The organism is Bradyrhizobium sp. BRP56 (assembly GCF_020194035.1).
Taxonomy (GTDB): domain Bacteria; phylum Pseudomonadota; class Alphaproteobacteria; order Rhizobiales; family Xanthobacteraceae; genus Bradyrhizobium; species Bradyrhizobium australafricanum.
In genome coordinates, this window is sequence record NZ_JADYVV010000112.1 from 1 (window position 1) to 15,580 (window position 15,580).

Below are 15,580 nucleotides of genomic sequence, written 5' to 3' on the forward strand. Positions count from 1 at the left end.
AGGGAATCCACGAAAACCAAATCGCAAGGTTCTGACGCCCAAAGCATCAAAACCTTGCAATCTGGAAATGCCCCTTAGCCCAAATCGAGATTCCCGATCAGTGGCTTAGTCCTTCTTCACGGACGACTGAACAGACTAGTCTGCAGGTCGCATCGCAACATCGTCCCGATTTCGTTCATCATGAGACAATGGCTCACCGTCCGGATCGCGGCCGTCCTGTTCGTGGTCGCTGGTAGCGTGCTTGGGGTAGCGCGCGCGGATTCCGACATGGACGCGCAGATCAGGGACATCGTCACGACGGAACTCGCGCCGACCGCGACTGCGGCCGACCCGGGCGGCCTCGCCGCGGCGGTCTATGCCGGCGGGCGGGTCGCCTTCTTCAATTACGGTTTCGCTGACGCCGCGGCGAAGCGGCCGGTCACCCCGGACACGCTGTTCAATCTCGCTTCGTTGCGCAAGCTGTTCGAGGCGACGCTGGTCGCGCTCGGCACGGAGCGTGGCGAATTGCGGCTGGACGATCCGGTCGGCAAGTATCTGCCCGAGCTCAACGGCGACTACGTCAGCCGCGTCACCATCGGCGAGCTCGTCAATCATACGTCGGGGCTGCTGCTGCCGACCGATCATCCGCCATGGCCGGTCGGGACCTTCAGCCGTGATCAGTTCATCGCGATGCTCAATGCATGGACGCCGCCGGCAGGAGAGCAGCCGGGCAAGCAGCGCATCTACAGCCATGCCGGCTATGTCCTGCTGCAGCTGGTGCTGGAGCGGCGCTATGACATGCCGATCGCGACGTTGATCGGGAGCCGTATCCTCAAGCCGCTCGGAATGACGTCGACCTTCGTTCCAGACCGTAGCGAGGACAACCGCGCGAGGATGGCGCCCGAGATGATGCAGCGTGTGGTTCAGGGCTACTCCCACGACGGCACGGCGATCGGTCCGCCGGGCAATCAGCAGCGCTATTACGATTTTCCAGGCACCGGCCAGATATTCTCATCGGCGCGCGATCTCGGCATATTGCTGGGCGCCTGCCTCGACGGCGCGGTGGTCGATCCCGAATTGCGCGCGGCGTTGCAGATGACCGAGCGGGAGAGTTTTCGCGTCGACGAGAAGTTCGGCCAGGCGATGGCATGGGAGCATGTGCGGCTGGACGGCGTCACCGTGATCGACAAGCCGGGCGGTCTCAATAACGCCTCAGCCTATGTCGGCCTGGTGCCGGCGCGCAGACTCGGCATCGTGCTGCTCGCCAATCGCGGCGACTATCCGCACGAGATCGCGCGCTACAGGATCTTGCCGGCCCTCGCGCGACTCTAGTCGCAGGACATGCCAGTCCAATGACACGGCCTGCGCGGCAGGGCAGGGGATGCATGCAAAAATCGCGATGGCGCGGAACCGTGATCGGCTGTATAAGCCGGTAGCTTCTTCTCCATTTTGAAGAGGCTGATATGACCGATCTGTATCCTGATTTGCACAATTGGCTTTCGCAACAGCCCCATGGGTTGCGAACCTTCAGGACCTTCCAGCAAAAGCTCGAGAGTCTGAGCAAGGACGACCCGGAGCAACGCGGCGTTTGCCGGCTGCTGAGCGGCCTCGTCGGCAATTACGTCGAGACCTTCGACGAGGAGCCGCTGCCCGTCGCGGTCGCCGACCGCGCCTATGGCCGGTTGCTCGATCTCGTCGCAAGCCTTGATCTCAAGGGAAATCCCGACCGGCGCCTCGCCGACATCAACCGCATCGCGTCCTGCGATCTGCTGAACTGATCGCGGCGCAAAACGCTTCGCGTTCTGTCGCGGGAAAACCGCTTGGCACTTGCCGGGATCGTGCTCTAGCGCCGCGTCGTCGCGAGCTCGCGATAGAGCGCGGCGTAGCGGCCGGCGCGATTGTGCCAGGAGACATCGGTGGCCATGCCGGCCTGCTGCAGCCGGCGCCACGTCACCTTGTCGTTGAACAGCAGGTTTGCCTTGCGCAAGCCATGGGCGAGCGCATCCGAGGTGACGGGTGCGAACTTGACGCCGGTCGGCGCATCGCCGGTGATCGCGACTTCGTCGAAGTCGAGCACGGTGTCGGCAAGGCCACCGACATTGGCGACAACAGGGACCGCGCCGTAGCGCAGCGCGCACAGCTGGGTGAGGCCGCACGGCTCGAAGCGCGACGGCACCGCGAGCGCGTCCGCGCCGGCCTGGATCAGATGCGCCAGCGCCTCGTCGTAGCCGATCACGACCGCGATCCGTCCGGGATTGTCGCGCGCCAGCGCGGCGTAGCGATCCTGCAGGTCGCGATCGCCGCTGCCGAGCAGCGCAAGCTGAATGCCTTCGCCGAGCAGCGTCGGAATGTTCTCGAGCAGCAGGTCGAGGCCCTTCTGCCATGACAGCCGGCTGATGACGCCGAGCAGCATCGCATCCGGCGCCGGATCGAGCCCGAAGCGCCGCTGCAGCGCCGCCTTGTTCGCCGCGCGCTCCGCCGGCTGCTCGGCGCTGAAGCGCGCCGCGATGTCGGGATCGGTGGCCGGATTCCACACCGATATGTCGATGCCGTTGAGGATGCCGCTCAGCACGTCGGCGCGTTCGCGCAAGAGGCCGCCGAGCCCCATGCCGCCCTCGTCGCTTTGAATCTCCCGCGCATAGGTCGGCGACACCGTGGTGATGCGGTCGGCGAATTGCAGGCCGGCCTTCAACAGGCTGATGGTGCCGTAATATTCGACGCCGTGGAGCGCGTAGGATTCGCCCGGCAGGCCGAACGCGGCAAGCATGTCCGGCGAGAACTGGCCCTGATAGGCGAGGTTGTGCACGGTCATCACCGTGCCGGGCCGCGGTTGCCCGGCATAATGCAGGAGGGCGGGTGCGAGGCCCGCCTGCCAGTCATGCGCATGCACGATGTCGGGGACGAAGGGGGTGATCGCGCCCTGGCCGATCTCCGCCGCCATCCGCGACAGCGCGGCAAAGCGGATGCCGTTGTCCGGCCAGTCGCGTCCGTCCGGGCCGACATAGGGATTGCCGGGCCGCGCATAGAGATGCGGTGCGTCGAGCGCGAACAGATCGAGGCCATCATGCGTGCCGCCCAGCACGCGGATCGGCCCGCCGTAGAATTCCGGCCAGTGCAGCAGCGTCTCCGCCGCGGCCAGCGCCTTGAGCACGTCGGGATAGCCGGGCACCAGCGTCCGCGTCGTGACGCCGTGCTGCTTCAGCGCCGCCGGCAGCGCGCCGACCACGTCGGCGAGGCCGCCGGTCTTGACGATCGGGTAGACTTCAGAGGCGACTGCGAGGACGCGGATGGGCGTCATGTCCCCAGCCTGTCGATCATCGACTGCGTGATCAGCGTGATCCCGTTCTCGGTGGTGCGGAAGCGCTTGCCGTCGAATTCGGGATCCTCGCCGACCACGAGCCCTTCCGGAATCCTCACCCCGCGATCGATCACGACGTTTCGGAGCCGCGCTCCGCGGCCGACATTGACATAGGGCATGATCACCGCATTCTCGATGTTGGCGTAGGAATTGACGTGCACGCCGGTGAACAGCAGGGAGCGGCGCAGCGACGCGCCCGAGATGATGCAGGCGCCGGAGACCAGCGAGGTCACCGCCTGGCCGCGCCGTCCGTCCTCGTCATGCACGAACTTGGCAGGCGGGGTGATCTCGGCATAGGTCCAGATCGGCCATGATCGATCGTAGAGGTCGAGCTCGGGCACCACGTCGGTGAGATCGATATTGGCGCCCCAATAGGCATCGACGGTGCCGGCATCGCGCCAGTAGGAGCGGGGATCGTCGCCGGAGCGGACGCAGGAATCGTTGAACTGATGCGCGATCGCCCGGCCGTGCTTCACGATATAGGGGATGATGTCCTTGCCGAAATCGTGGGCCGAGTTCGGGTCAACGGCATCGCGGCGCAACTCGTCGAACAGGAATTCCGAATTGAAGACATAGATGCCCATGCTGGCCAGCGACTTGTCGGGCTTGCCGGGCATCGGCGGCGGATCGGCGGGTTTCTCGAGGAAGGACTGGATCAGGCCGGTCTCGTCGATATGCATGATGCCGAAGGCGCTGGATTCAGCCCGCGGCATTTCAAGGCAGCCGACCGTGACATCGGCGCCGCTTTCGACATGCTGCTTCAGCATGATCTCGTAATCCATCTTGTAGACGTGGTCGCCGGCGAGCACCAGGATGTACTTGGTGCCGTGCGCTTCGAGGATGTCGATGTTCTGGTAGACCGCGTCGGCCGTGCCGACATACCACATCGTTTCGGAGACGCGCTGGCTTGCGGGCAGGATGTCGAAACTCTCGTTTCGCTCCGGCCGGAAGAAGTTCCAGCCGCCTTGCAGATGCCGGATCAGGCTGTGCGCCTTGTACTGGGTCGCCACCGCGATGCGGCGGATGCCCGAATTCACCGCATTGGATAGCGCGAAATCGATGATGCGCGACTTGCCGCCGAAATAGACCGCGGGCTTGGCGCGCTTGTCGGTGAGCTCCTGAAGTCTGCTGCCGCGTCCGCCGGCCAGCACGAAGGCGAGCGCGTGACGCGACAAGGGTTCATTTCCGACGGATCTCATGGTCATCCTCCCAGGACTTCAGGCTGGCCCCGCTACCTTCTCTTGTCCGGAAGGCCTGATCGGGCGCCAACGGGGCCGATTGGGAACGTAGCAAGTGCATCCCGGTTGAGCAAAGCGGGATGGCGGGCTTTCGTTCCCCGGACCCCCGCTCGTGAAGATCGGGGTTGCGGGCCGGTTAAAGCTATTGACGAGGCGTGATTTCGGCCTAGAGCAAGCCTGCCGTTTTCTTCTGTCAGGCCAGCATTCCATGACACTTGCTTCCGTCACGCCTCAGGACGTCCGCGCAACGCTGCTGCTGCGCCGGGAGATCGCGCTGCTCGACGTCAGGCATGAGGCGGAATTCGCCACCGGCCATCCGCTGTTTGCCGCCAACATGGCGGCCGGCCGGATCGCGCTCGAAGCCGAGCTGCGATTGCCGCGCAAGGACGTGCCGATCGTCCTTTATGACAATGGCGAGGGGCTGGTCGCTGCCGCCGCCGAGCAGTTGATGGCGCTGGGCTATGGCAATGTGGCCGCGCTCGCCGGTGGCTTGCAGGGCTGGAAGGCGGCCGGTTACGAGGTGTTCGAGGACGTCAATTCCTACGCCAAGGCGTTCGGCGAGCTGGTCGAGTCGCGCAGGCACACGCCGTCGCTGAGCGCCGACGAGGTCGCCGCGCTGATCTCGGACAAGGCCAACATCGCGATCCTCGATGTCCGCCGCTTCGACGAATATGCCACCATGAACATCCCGGGCTCGGTCAGCGTGCCCGGCGCCGAGCTGGTGCTGCGCGCCGGCGGCGCGGCGCCGGATCCCGACACCACCATCATCGTCAACTGCGCCGGCCGCACCCGCTCGATCATCGGCACGCAGTCGCTGATCAATGCCGGACTGCCCAACAAGGTGCGGGCGCTGCGCAACGGCACGATCGGCTGGACGCTGGCGAAGCACGATCTCGAGCACGGCGCCAGCAAGCGCGGCGGCATCGGTCCGTTCAAGGGCGCTGGCGACAATGCGCGCGACGTCGCCTATCGCGCCGGCGTCCGTCACATCGGGATCGATGAACTCGCCGCGCTGGACGAGGACGCGCACCGTACGCTGTATCGCTTCGACGTGCGCGATGCCGAGGATTACGCGGCCGGTCACCTTGCCGGCTTCCGTCACTATGCCGGCGGCCAACTGGTGCAGGAAATCGACATGGCCGCTCCCGTGCGCGGCGCGCGCATCGTGCTGAGCGACGACAAAAGCATCCGCGCCGACATGACGGCGTCCTGGCTCGCGCAGATGGGCTGGGAGGTCTATGTGCTCGACGGCGGCTATGACGGCCGGCTCGAAGTCGGCCCGCCGCGCATCGTGCCGCGGCCCGATCCCGCGCACCGCTACCGGCGCCCCTATGAAGGCACCGGCGTCGCGGAAAAGGCGATGCAGGCCTATCTCGATTGGGAGTACGGCCTCGTCGAGCAGCTGCGCCGCGACGGCACGCACGGGTTCTATGTGATCTGAGGGATGATGTGGTGACGGCGGGGCGACCGTATCGGTGCCGAGACGCAGGGGCGCACTGCCAAAATATCGAAAACAACCCCATGCAAAGGCGCCGGTGGCTGCTGGCGGACACGGCAACTTGACTCGTCGGGCAAATCAGTGGTGCTTTTCCATTATTCAGAAATCGTGATGTGAGTCGGCGGCTCCTCCAAACACGTCGTCCCTGCCTGGTGCGCAATTGCGCACCAGGCAGGGACGACGATGAGGATGCTTCTCGATAAGGCGTCACACCACGCGGTGTCATAACCTGCGCATGCGGGTGATGACAGTATTCCAGAGACCGCAGTGCTTGAGGCGAAGGGCCGCGGCCCATCCCCGTCATTGCGAGCCACCCGGTCGGCGCGAAGCGCCGCCGGATGACAGGCTCAGCGAAGCAATCCATCGCTACCGAATGCTCGGCCAGATGGATTGCTTCGTCGCTATCGCTCCTCGCAATGACGCCGCTAGATATGCCCGCCGCTACTTCGGCAGCGCGATCGGCGTCAGCTTGAACGGACCGGGGTCCTTGCCCTTGTTGTCGCCGATCACGTAGGACAGCTTGCCCTCGGCGACCCAGCCGACATCGCCGACCTGCGTCACCGAGACCGGCTCGGCGAGACCATCCTTGATGGTGTCGATGGTAGCCTCGCTGCCCTTCACCGTGACCTTGTCGAGCTTGCCGTTGCCCTCGATCAGCAGGAAGCCGCCGCCATGCGCCCGCAACGCGTCGGCGTGGTCGAACGGCCGCGACGGCTTCAGCTCGGTCACGGCGCCGGCCTTGCCGTCCTTCATCTCGATCTTGAACAGTTTTGCCGGAATGAAGGTGGTGACGTAAAGATTGCCGTCGGCGCCGATCGCGATGCCGTCGAGCCCGACGCCGTCCTTGGCGGGCGCGAGCTGCGGATCGGTCGCGAACGTCGCCAGCGCCGTGCTGCCGGGTTTCAGGCTGTAGACGAACGGCGCAAAGGAATCGCTCACATAGGCGGTGCCGTCGGCCCCGACCACGATGTCGTTGCAGAACGATTTCGGATCGCTCAAGGCAAAGCTGCCCTTCGGCGTGCCGCTCTTGAGATCGAAGGTTTTCAGCCAGGCGCCCTTGGTGTCGCTCGGCCCCGCCACGCCCATAGCGCTAATGTCGTTGGAGCAGACATAGAGCGTGCCGCTCTTCTCGTCGGCGAGCACGCCCAGCGTCGAGCGGCTGTCGGCGGCGCCCGGCTTGACCAGCTGCTCGGCCTTGCCGCCCGAGATCTTCGTCACGCCGCCATGGTTGAAGCTGCCGACGTAGAGCGTCCCGTCGGAGGTCGAGGTCACGCTCTCCGGAAAACTCTTGTCGGGAACGCCGACCGCAGCTGTTTCGGCGCGCACTGCGCCGGCCGCACCGAGCGCAAGGATGATGGCCGCTAGCGATGCGCGGCGGATCTTGAGCAGTTCTCCCGTTGCGCGCGGACGTCCCGCGTCGCCATTGTTCTTTATCATGATCGCGTTTCCTCAATGAACCTGGTTGGACCAGGCAGGATTTTCTTGGCGATCGTCTCCGGTCGATGGTTGTTGTCTGCAGGGTTCCCGACCGGATTGTTCACCCGCCTGCCTTGTCGTCGCGATATATACGATAGTATATAGCGTGAGGGAAGCAGCGGAGAGGAAGCTGCGACGGCTGGAGAGCGCGTCATGGAACGGGAATTGGCGTCGCGCCACCAATGCGTGTGCTGCGGTGGCATTATCGAGGGGATCGTCGACGATGATCGGCCTCGATGCACGGATCGGCCTGTTTACGGACGGGTGTTCGTTCGTCTGCGACGAATGCACCGCGAGCCTGATCGCGGCCGCAGCACGGCGCAGGCAGGAACCGGTTCGGCGCAAGTCGTAAGGCGGGAAGGTTTCCGCGTCATTGCGAGGAGCGCAAGCGACGAAGCAATCCATCTATCCCCATGCGGAGACATGGATTGCTTCGCTGCGCTCGCAATGACGGTGGGAGCTCAATCCGGGCTGAACGCGTCGTAGACCAGCTTGCGGAACGCGGGCGTAATGCGCTGGCGCTCGTTCTGGGTCTGCTCGAGCATGATGTAGATCATGTCGAGCTTGGGATCGACGCCGAAATAGGTTCCGCTGCCGCTGTCCCATTTCAATTCGCCGATCGAGCCGGGCGGCGGCGGCTTGGTGATGCCGGGATCGGTGCGCACGGCGATGCCGTAGCCATAGCCGAAGCCGTCGCCGGGGAAGTACCAATAGTCGCGGCCCACGCCGGAGCCCGGCCCGATATGGTCCGTCGTCATGGTCTTGAAGGCTGCGGGGCTGAGATAGCGCTTGCCGTCCAGCTCGCCGCCGTTGAGCAGCATCTGCGCGAAGCGCGCATAATCGAGGATGGTCGATACCAGGCCGCCGCCGCCGGATTCCCACTCCGGATGAGCGCGCCGGTCGTTCTCGCCCTCGATCAGGATGGTGTCCGAGGGCAGCGGCTCGGCGAGCCTTGTCCGTTCGGTCTCCGCATCGAGCACGTATCTGGTGTCGTTCATCTTCAGGGGATCGAACAGGCGCTCCTTCTCGAACTGATAGAGCGTCTTGCCCGAGACTATCTCGATCACCCGGCCGAGCACGTCGGTGGAATGACCGTAGCGCCACAGCGTGCCGGGCTGTCGCGACAGCGGCAGCTTGGCCAGCCGCGCCACGAATTCCTTGTTGTCGAACTTGCCGTCGAACAGATGTCCTGCGCGGTAGATCTTTTGGATCCAGTCGGCACCGATATATTCGTAGGTGATGCCCGAAGTGTGCCGCATGATATCTTCAATGGTCACCGGCCGGATCGGCGGCACCAGCTCAACCTTGGCCGGATCGTTTCCACCGTCCGGTTCGATGGCGACCTTCACGTCGGCGAAGGCCGGAATGTATTTCGACAGCGGGTCCTGCGGCGACAGCTTGCCCTCGTCGACCAGCATCATCGCGGCGGTGTTGGTGATCGGCTTGGTCATCGAATGCAGCGCGAACATCGTGTCCGGCCGCATCGGCGACTTGGTCGTTACGTCGCGATAGCCGAAGGTCTTCAGATAGACCGGCTTGCCGTGCTGCTGGATCAGGATGACTGCGCCCGGAATTTTTCCTGTCGCAACCTCGTTGTCAAAGAATGCGGTGATGCGTTCGAGTTTTTCCGGCACCGGGGCAGGGGCATCGGAGGCGCGCGCCGCGCCTGATATGACAACTGCAAGACAACCGATCGCGGTCACTGCTCCGCGAAGCGACAGCACAGCACGGTGGACTGCCCGATCATACCCGCACGACATTGAATAGCCTGCCCCTGCCTGATGCCCTGAGCGCAGAGTTTTAGCGGCGCGCGCTCCCGCGCACCATAATCATTTTGGAGCGAGTTTATTCCCGGCGATCGCCGGAATTATACGATTTGGGTAGCGCCGACGGGCGTGCGCACCGCATTCGACAACACCTGCAGCGCCTGGCTCAGTTCGGCGCGGTTGCGTGCCGCACCCAGCGACACGCGCAGGCCGCGCGGCGCGGCATCGCCCGCCGCAAAGGCGTCTTCGCCGACCACGGCGAGGCCGTTGCGCATCAGATGCGACAACAGGTCGGTGCCGTCGAAATGCTTCGGCAGCGGCATCCAGAGATGGTGGCTCGCCGGCCGCGCCGCATAGCTGACGCCTTTGAGGAAGCGGGTCGCAAGCTGCTGGCGCGCCGCCGCCTCGTTTCGGATGGCGCGGATGATGTCGGCGGCGACGCCGGAACGCAGCCATTGCGTGACCAGCGCGACCATCAGCGATGGCGGCATCTGCATGGTGGCCTGCATGCCGGCGCGCATGCGCTGCTCGGCGGCGGCATCGGGCGCCAGGAGATAGGCGACGCGCAGGGCGGGCGCGATGCATTTTGCGATGCTCGCGGCGTAGTAGGTGCGCTCCGGAATCAGGGTTGCGATCGGCGCCATCTGCGGTTCGAGCGGCCCGTAGACGTCGTCTTCGATCAGGACGCAGCCGCGCTTGCTGATGATATCGGCGATCGCCTTGCGTCTGATCGCGCTCATCGTCGCCGTGGTCGGGTTTTGCTGCGTCGGCACCAGATAGACCGCCTTCGGCTTGTGCTTGCGGCAGGCCTCGTCGAGCGCCTCGGGCCGCGCGCCCTCGGCGTCCATCGCAACCCCGACCAGGCGGACATCAAGCCGCGCCGCCGCGGCCTTGATGCCGGGAAAGGTCAACGCCTCTGTCACCACGACATCGCCCGGCGATGTCAGCGCCAGCAGCGCGTTGAAGATGATCGCCTGCGAACCCGGATAGATCACGATGCGGTCGGCCGCCGCCTGCGGCACCCGCGGCGCGAGCCACGCGGCGCCGGCCTCGCGCTCCTCAGTGGTGCCGCCCGGACGCGTGTAGCCGAGATAGGCGGAGAACCCGGTCTCGGAGCGGATGGTCGCAAGTCCCTGCGCGATGCGCAGGTCGAGATTGGCCTCGACCGGCTGCGGCGGCAGGTTCATCGACAGGTCGATGTTGACGGGCGCAGGCAGGTCGGAGGTGGCGCGCGCGGTGGTCTCCGAGACGAACGTACCCTGGCCGACACGGGCGTCGAGCAGTCCGCGCCGCCGCGCCTCGCCATAGGCGCGAGTCACCGTGGTCAGATCGATATCGAGCGCCGAGGCCAGCGCGCGATGGGTCGGCAGCCGCTGGCCGCGCACCAGCCGGCCGCTCGCGATATCGGCGGCGAGCGCATCGACGATGCGCAGGAACATCGGGCCGTGCCATTCCGAAACCGTAGGGATCCAATCCATGCAATCCGGCGCTTTGTCTTTGATTGTATGCTCTAGGAGGCATATTGTATGGATCATCAGATCAGGTCAAGGACAACGGCCAAAGGAAAACGACGATGACCGAGACGGTTTCCCTGCCAAAGGCGATGTGGCGCGGCTTCACGATGAAGTGCCCGAACTGCGGGCGCGGCCATCTGTTCGGCCGTTTTCTCAAGGTCGCCGATCACTGTGAGGTCTGCAGCGAGGACTTCACCCCGCAGCGCGCCGACGATTTCCCGGCCTATCTCGTCATCGTCGTGGTCGGCCACGTCGTGGTGCCGGCGCTGCTGTGGCTCGAGATGAACTACGCGCCGCCGGCCTGGCTGCAACTGGCGATCTGGCTGCCGTTCACGCTGTTCAGCGCGCTCGCGCTGCTGCAGCCGACCAAGGGCGCGATCGTGGGCCTGCAGTGGCAGCTGGGGATGGAGGGATTCGCGGCGACCCGACGGCGTGCGGTGGCGCCCGCCCGGGCGCAAAGCAGCGTCGGACGGACTCGCGAAGCCTGACGCGATCTCAGAATCGTAGCCCGGATGAGCGAAGCGACATCCGGGAACAGTGGCCCCGCATATCGCTGTGCTCATGCGGGCTACAGTGGTGCAACCAGTCAGAATTGTAGCCCGGTTGAGCGAAGCGACATCCGGGAACAGTTGCCCCGCATATCTCTCCGCTCATGCGGGCTACAGTGATGCAACCAGTCAGAATTGTAGCCCGGATGGAGCCAACGGGTCGCGCGAACGCGCGCCCGATGACAAGCTCCGCGCACTCCGGGATCCTGTCGCCCGCACGAAGAATCCCGGATTGCGCTGCGCTGCATCCGGGCTACGGATCAATCAAATCGGATGATAATGCGGCCGGAACATCCGGCCCTTCTCCGTCACCAAGACGATGGCGAGCGCGGCCAGCGTGCAGAGGAAGAAGCCGGTCGCGAACGGCGCCAGCGTGCCGTTGTAATCCTGGCCGATCCTGGTGCCGACGCCGATCCCGAGCAGCGTCGTGATCGTGCCGTACAGCGATGACGCAGTGCCGGCGATCTTGCCCTGCGGCTCCATCGCGAGCGCGGTGAAATTCGCCATCATCAGCCCGAACGCGAACATCATCAGGCCCGACAGCACCATGAACAGCGGCAGCGACAGCGTGTCGGTCTTCACCGCCAGCAGCAGGGCGCCTGCGACGACGGCAAAGCCGGTCAGCGCGGCGTGCGAGATCACGCGCATTCCGATGCGGCCGACGATACGCGAATTGAGGAAGCCGGCGATCGCGACGCCGACCGCGCAGGCCGCAAAGGCGACCGGGAAGTAATGCCCGAGCTTGAGGATCTCGGTGAAGATCTGCTGCGAGGAGAACACGAAGGCAAACAGCGAGCCCTGCACGCCGCCGGCAGCGAGCGCATAGCCGAGCGTCTGGCGATTGGTGACGGTCTGGCGAAACGCGGACAAGACCTCCGGGATCGCCAGCGACTTGCGCAATTCCAGCGGCAGCGTTTCCGGCATCCGCATCGCGCTCCAGGCCAGCGCGATCACGCCGTAGATCATCAGCAGCACGAAGATGCCGCGCCAATGCGTCAGCAGCATCACCGCCTGGCCGAATGACGGCGCGATCACGGGGACTGCGATGAACACCATCATCGCAAGCGACATCACGCTCGCCATCCGCCGTCCGGCGTAGCAGTCGCGCACGATCGAGGTCGCGATCACGCGGGTTGCCGCGGTGCCGAGCCCTTGCAGCGCGCGCGCCAACAGCAGCGTCTCGAACGAGGGCGCCATGATCGCGAGCAGGCCGGCGATGGTGTAGACCGTCATGCCGCCGAGCAGCACCGGGCGGCGGCCGAAGCGGTCCGACAGCGGGCCCATCACGAACTGGCCGACGCCGAAGCCGACCAGGAAGATCGACAGCACCATCTGCGGACGGTTGGCGTCGGCGATCTGGAACGCGGAACGGATGTTCGGCAGCGCCGGCAGCATCATGTCCATCGCCAGCGGGTTCAGCGCCATGATCGAGGCGATGACGACGACGAATTCGGGAAAGCCCATCGGGCGGTGGCCTGAGGAAACCCAGGCATCGGCATTGATGTCAGACACTTAGCAACCTCTTGGGAATCCTCGCATCGTAGCGATCTTGCTGCGATGCACAATCGGCGTTTCGGGATAGCTGCCCGCCGATGGCGGTCGAGGTAGCGGGGTCGGGAACCGGGACCAAAAGCACAATTCGCCGAATATCGTTGCGGATGCAACTATTTTGCTCGTGCCAGGCGGAAAGCTCTGCTAATCCCGGGCCCAGTATCCGTGCGGGGCAGGCGCATCGCCGCCGACCACGCCCGCGCGGCCAAGAACAGGTTCAAGAACGGGTTTTGGGGAGGCGACATGTCCATCGAAATGTCCGCGCGGTCGCGCGGCGCTGAACTGTCGGATGAGGAGCGCAAGGTCCTCACCGCAACGCTCGTCGGCACCACCATCGAGTGGTACGACTTCTTCGTTTACGCCCAGGCGGCGGGCCTGGTGTTCGGCGCGCTGTTCTTCGCGCCGATGAACGCGAACAATCCGCTGCTGGCGCAGATCGTCTCGTTCGCGACGCTCGGCCTCTCATTCCTGTTCCGCCCGTTAGGGGCCATCGTCTGCGGCCATCTCGGCGACCGCTTCGGGCGCAAGAACATGCTCGTCGTCACGCTGTTGTTGATGGGGGCGGCGACCGCGCTGGTCGGCCTGCTGCCGACCTACGCACAGATCGGTGCCTGGGCGCCGGCACTCCTCATTCTCCTGCGCATCTTGCAAGGCTTCTCGGCCGGCGGCGAGTGGGGCGGCGCGGCGCTGATGGCGGTGGAATCGGCGCCCGTCGACAAGCGCAGCTTCTTCGGCTCGTTCCCGCAGATCGGCACGCCGCTCGGCATGATCCTGGCGACCGGCGTGCTGTGGGTGCTCACCGCGACGCTTGGCAAGCAGGCGATGATCGAATGGGGCTGGCGGATTCCGTTCCTACTGTCGATCGTGCTGATCGTCGTCGGCATCGTGATCCGCCGCACGGTCGAAGAGTCTCCGGTGTTCCAGGCGATGCAGCGCCGGCACAAGGAATCCTCTGCGCCGCTCAAGGAGCTGATGCGCAATCACAGCAAGGAGATTTTGCGCACCGCGCTGATCTTCATGGCCAACAATGCGGCCGGCTACATCCTGATCGCGTTCATCATCAGCTACGGCGCCAATACACTGAAGATGCCGTCCGAGCAGCTACTGCTGATCGGCACGCTCGCTGCAGTAAGCTGGTTCATCTTCACGCTGCTCGGCGGTATCCTCGGCGACAAAATCGGCCGCGTGCGCTGCTTCCAGATCGGCTACACCCTGATGGTGCTGTGGGCGGTGCCGATGTGGTTCCTGATCGACAGCAAGAACCTCTTGCTGTTCTTCGTCAGCGCCGTCGGGCTCACGGTTGCGCTCGGCCTGTCCTACGGCCCGCAGGCGGCGCTCTATGCCGAGCTGTTTCCGGCCAAGGTGCGCTATTCCGGCGTCTCGATCGGCTATGCGCTCGGCGCCATTTTCGGCGGCGCCTTCGCGCCGATGATCGCGCAATGGATCATCGGCACCTACGGCCAGTCCTGGCGCGTCGGCGTCTACATCGCGGTGCTGTCGCTGATCTCGCTGATCACGGTGTCGACGATCAGGGATCCGCAAGGCGTCGATCTGAACGTGCACGACGCGGGGGCGTGAGCCGCGACCTTGTGTCATTGCGAGGAGCTCGCGACAAAATTGCGAAGCAATTTTGCGCTGAAGCGACGAAGCAATCCATCGATCCACGTATACGGTGAAATGGATTGCTTGGCGGAGCCTGTCATCCGGCGGCGCTTCGCGCCGACCGGGTGGCTCGCAATGACGGAGATCAAACCCCCAGCATCGCCTTTAGCTTCAGCACCGCGCTATCAGGTGTCGTCAGCACCTCGCGGCCGGTGACTTCGGCGACGCGCTCGGCCGCCGGCGCCATGCTGTACTGCGCGAGCGCGATCAGATCGCAGTCGGCGAGGTCTCTCGACGCCTCGACAACGATGCGGTCATGCTCGGCGCGGTCGCCGCGGTCGAGCGCCGCCAGCGCGCCCTCGGCAAGCTTCGGCACCAGCGTGACCTGTGACGGAAATTCCGGCGGCATCGAGACCAGCGTCGGCGGAAAGGTCGAGAGCAGGCCGATCCGCTTGCCCTTCGCCACCGCCTGCTCGATCATCGCCTCGTTCGGCTTCAGCACCGGCATCGGCGCGTGTTCGCGCGCCACCGCCTCGATGCACGGCCCGAACGCCGAGCAGGTGAAGAGAATGCCGTTGGCGCCGGTGCTTGCCGCATAGCGGCCCATGGTCAGGAAGCGCTCGGTCATCCGCTCGGCGAGCTTGCCGTCGCGCGCGAGGTCGGCCGACAGGCTGTCGTCGAGCAGATTCATCAGCCGCGCCTCCGGCCAATGCCGTGCGAACGATGCTTCGATCGGCACGATCGAGTGCTTCAGGGCGTGAATCAGCGTGATGCGCATCGATGTTTCTTGCTCTCCCTCTCCCCGCTCTTTCGCGGGGAGAGGGCTGGGGTGAGGGGCTCTATCGTCGTAACAGGTGAGAGGAGGGTATGCGGAGGCTCCCCCTCACCCGGATTGCTTCGCAATCCGACCTCTCCCCGCAGGCGCAGGGCTGTCCGGGGAACGTCATCCATAGCAGAACTCCATCTGGTTTGGGGATGTTCTGCATTTGCGGTGGCTGGGATTGATGGGCGGAGGCTGGTCGATGGTGGCGAGTGCTCGACGGGTGAACA

13 protein-coding genes are annotated in these 15,580 nt (G+C 64.9%); 6 read left to right on the forward strand and 7 right to left on the reverse strand.

Going from position 1 to position 15,580, the window contains the following annotated elements; all coding sequences use genetic code 11:
• Window positions 1-180: 180 nt before the first annotated feature.
• Both I6F38_RS41560 and I6F38_RS41565 read left to right on the forward strand, forming a co-directional pair.
• A complete protein-coding gene (locus tag I6F38_RS41560) occupies window positions 181-1,311 on the forward strand; it encodes a serine hydrolase (RefSeq protein WP_225164459.1) in 1,131 nt (376 codons plus the stop codon).
• Between the two features lie 131 nt (window positions 1,312-1,442).
• Window positions 1,443-1,757 carry a hypothetical protein gene (locus tag I6F38_RS41565; RefSeq protein ID WP_225164460.1) on the forward strand — a complete coding sequence of 105 codons (315 nt, stop codon included), beginning with the start codon at window positions 1,443-1,445 and terminating at the stop codon, window positions 1,755-1,757.
• 65 nt (window positions 1,758-1,822) lie between these two features.
• Here I6F38_RS41565 and glgA read toward each other — a convergent pair whose 3' ends face one another.
• Both glgA and glgC read right to left on the reverse strand, forming a co-directional pair.
• Window positions 1,823-3,277, reverse strand: a complete 1,455-nt coding sequence (gene glgA / locus I6F38_RS41570; protein WP_225164461.1) for a glycogen synthase GlgA — start codon at window positions 3,275-3,277, stop codon at window positions 1,823-1,825.
• A complete protein-coding gene (gene glgC / locus I6F38_RS41575; protein ID WP_092083855.1) occupies window positions 3,274-4,536 on the reverse strand; it encodes a glucose-1-phosphate adenylyltransferase in 1,263 nt (420 codons plus the stop codon). Before glgC ends, glgA begins: the two co-directional genes overlap by 4 nt.
• A 247-nt stretch (window positions 4,537-4,783) precedes the next feature.
• Between glgC and I6F38_RS41580 the strand changes: the two genes are divergently transcribed.
• Window positions 4,784-6,016 carry a rhodanese-like domain-containing protein gene (locus I6F38_RS41580; RefSeq protein WP_225164462.1) on the forward strand — a complete coding sequence of 411 codons (1,233 nt, stop codon included), beginning with the start codon at window positions 4,784-4,786 and terminating at the stop codon, window positions 6,014-6,016.
• Between the two features lie 498 nt (window positions 6,017-6,514).
• On the opposite strand, the gene I6F38_RS41585 is transcribed toward I6F38_RS41580, so the two are convergent.
• On the reverse strand, window positions 6,515-7,510 hold the full coding sequence (locus I6F38_RS41585; RefSeq protein WP_225164463.1) for a hypothetical protein: 996 nt from the start codon (window positions 7,508-7,510) through the stop codon (window positions 6,515-6,517).
• Window positions 7,511-7,772: 262 nt separating this feature from the next.
• Here I6F38_RS41585 and I6F38_RS44145 point away from each other — a divergent pair, with 262 nt between their 5' ends.
• Entirely contained in the window at window positions 7,773-7,901 is a 129-nt protein-coding gene (locus I6F38_RS44145) for a hypothetical protein (protein WP_276573542.1), read from the forward strand.
• Window positions 7,902-8,010: 109 nt separating this feature from the next.
• On the opposite strand, the gene I6F38_RS41590 is transcribed toward I6F38_RS44145, so the two are convergent.
• Both I6F38_RS41590 and I6F38_RS41595 read right to left on the reverse strand, forming a co-directional pair.
• Entirely contained in the window at window positions 8,011-9,252 is a 1,242-nt protein-coding gene (locus tag I6F38_RS41590) for a serine hydrolase domain-containing protein (protein WP_225164464.1), read from the reverse strand.
• A 164-nt stretch (window positions 9,253-9,416) separates the two neighbouring features.
• Window positions 9,417-10,793 carry a PLP-dependent aminotransferase family protein gene (locus I6F38_RS41595; protein ID WP_225164465.1) on the reverse strand — a complete coding sequence of 459 codons (1,377 nt, stop codon included), beginning with the start codon at window positions 10,791-10,793 and terminating at the stop codon, window positions 9,417-9,419.
• A gap of 95 nt (window positions 10,794-10,888) precedes the next feature.
• Here I6F38_RS41595 and I6F38_RS41600 point away from each other — a divergent pair, with 95 nt between their 5' ends.
• Complete coding sequence (locus I6F38_RS41600; protein WP_229190956.1) at window positions 10,889-11,317, forward strand: DUF983 domain-containing protein; 429 nt, start codon at window positions 10,889-10,891, stop codon at window positions 11,315-11,317.
• A gap of 324 nt (window positions 11,318-11,641) precedes the next feature.
• Here I6F38_RS41600 and I6F38_RS41605 read toward each other — a convergent pair whose 3' ends face one another.
• A complete protein-coding gene (locus I6F38_RS41605; RefSeq protein WP_225164467.1) occupies window positions 11,642-12,889 on the reverse strand; it encodes a multidrug effflux MFS transporter in 1,248 nt (415 codons plus the stop codon).
• A gap of 282 nt (window positions 12,890-13,171) precedes the next feature.
• Here I6F38_RS41605 and I6F38_RS41610 point away from each other — a divergent pair, with 282 nt between their 5' ends.
• On the forward strand, window positions 13,172-14,506 hold the full coding sequence (locus I6F38_RS41610; RefSeq protein WP_225164468.1) for an MFS transporter: 1,335 nt from the start codon (window positions 13,172-13,174) through the stop codon (window positions 14,504-14,506).
• A 169-nt stretch (window positions 14,507-14,675) separates the two neighbouring features.
• Here the strand turns inward: I6F38_RS41610 and I6F38_RS41615 are convergent, their stop codons facing one another.
• A complete protein-coding gene (locus tag I6F38_RS41615; RefSeq protein WP_225164469.1) occupies window positions 14,676-15,308 on the reverse strand; it encodes an aspartate/glutamate racemase family protein in 633 nt (210 codons plus the stop codon).
• Window positions 15,309-15,580 lie beyond the last annotated feature (272 nt).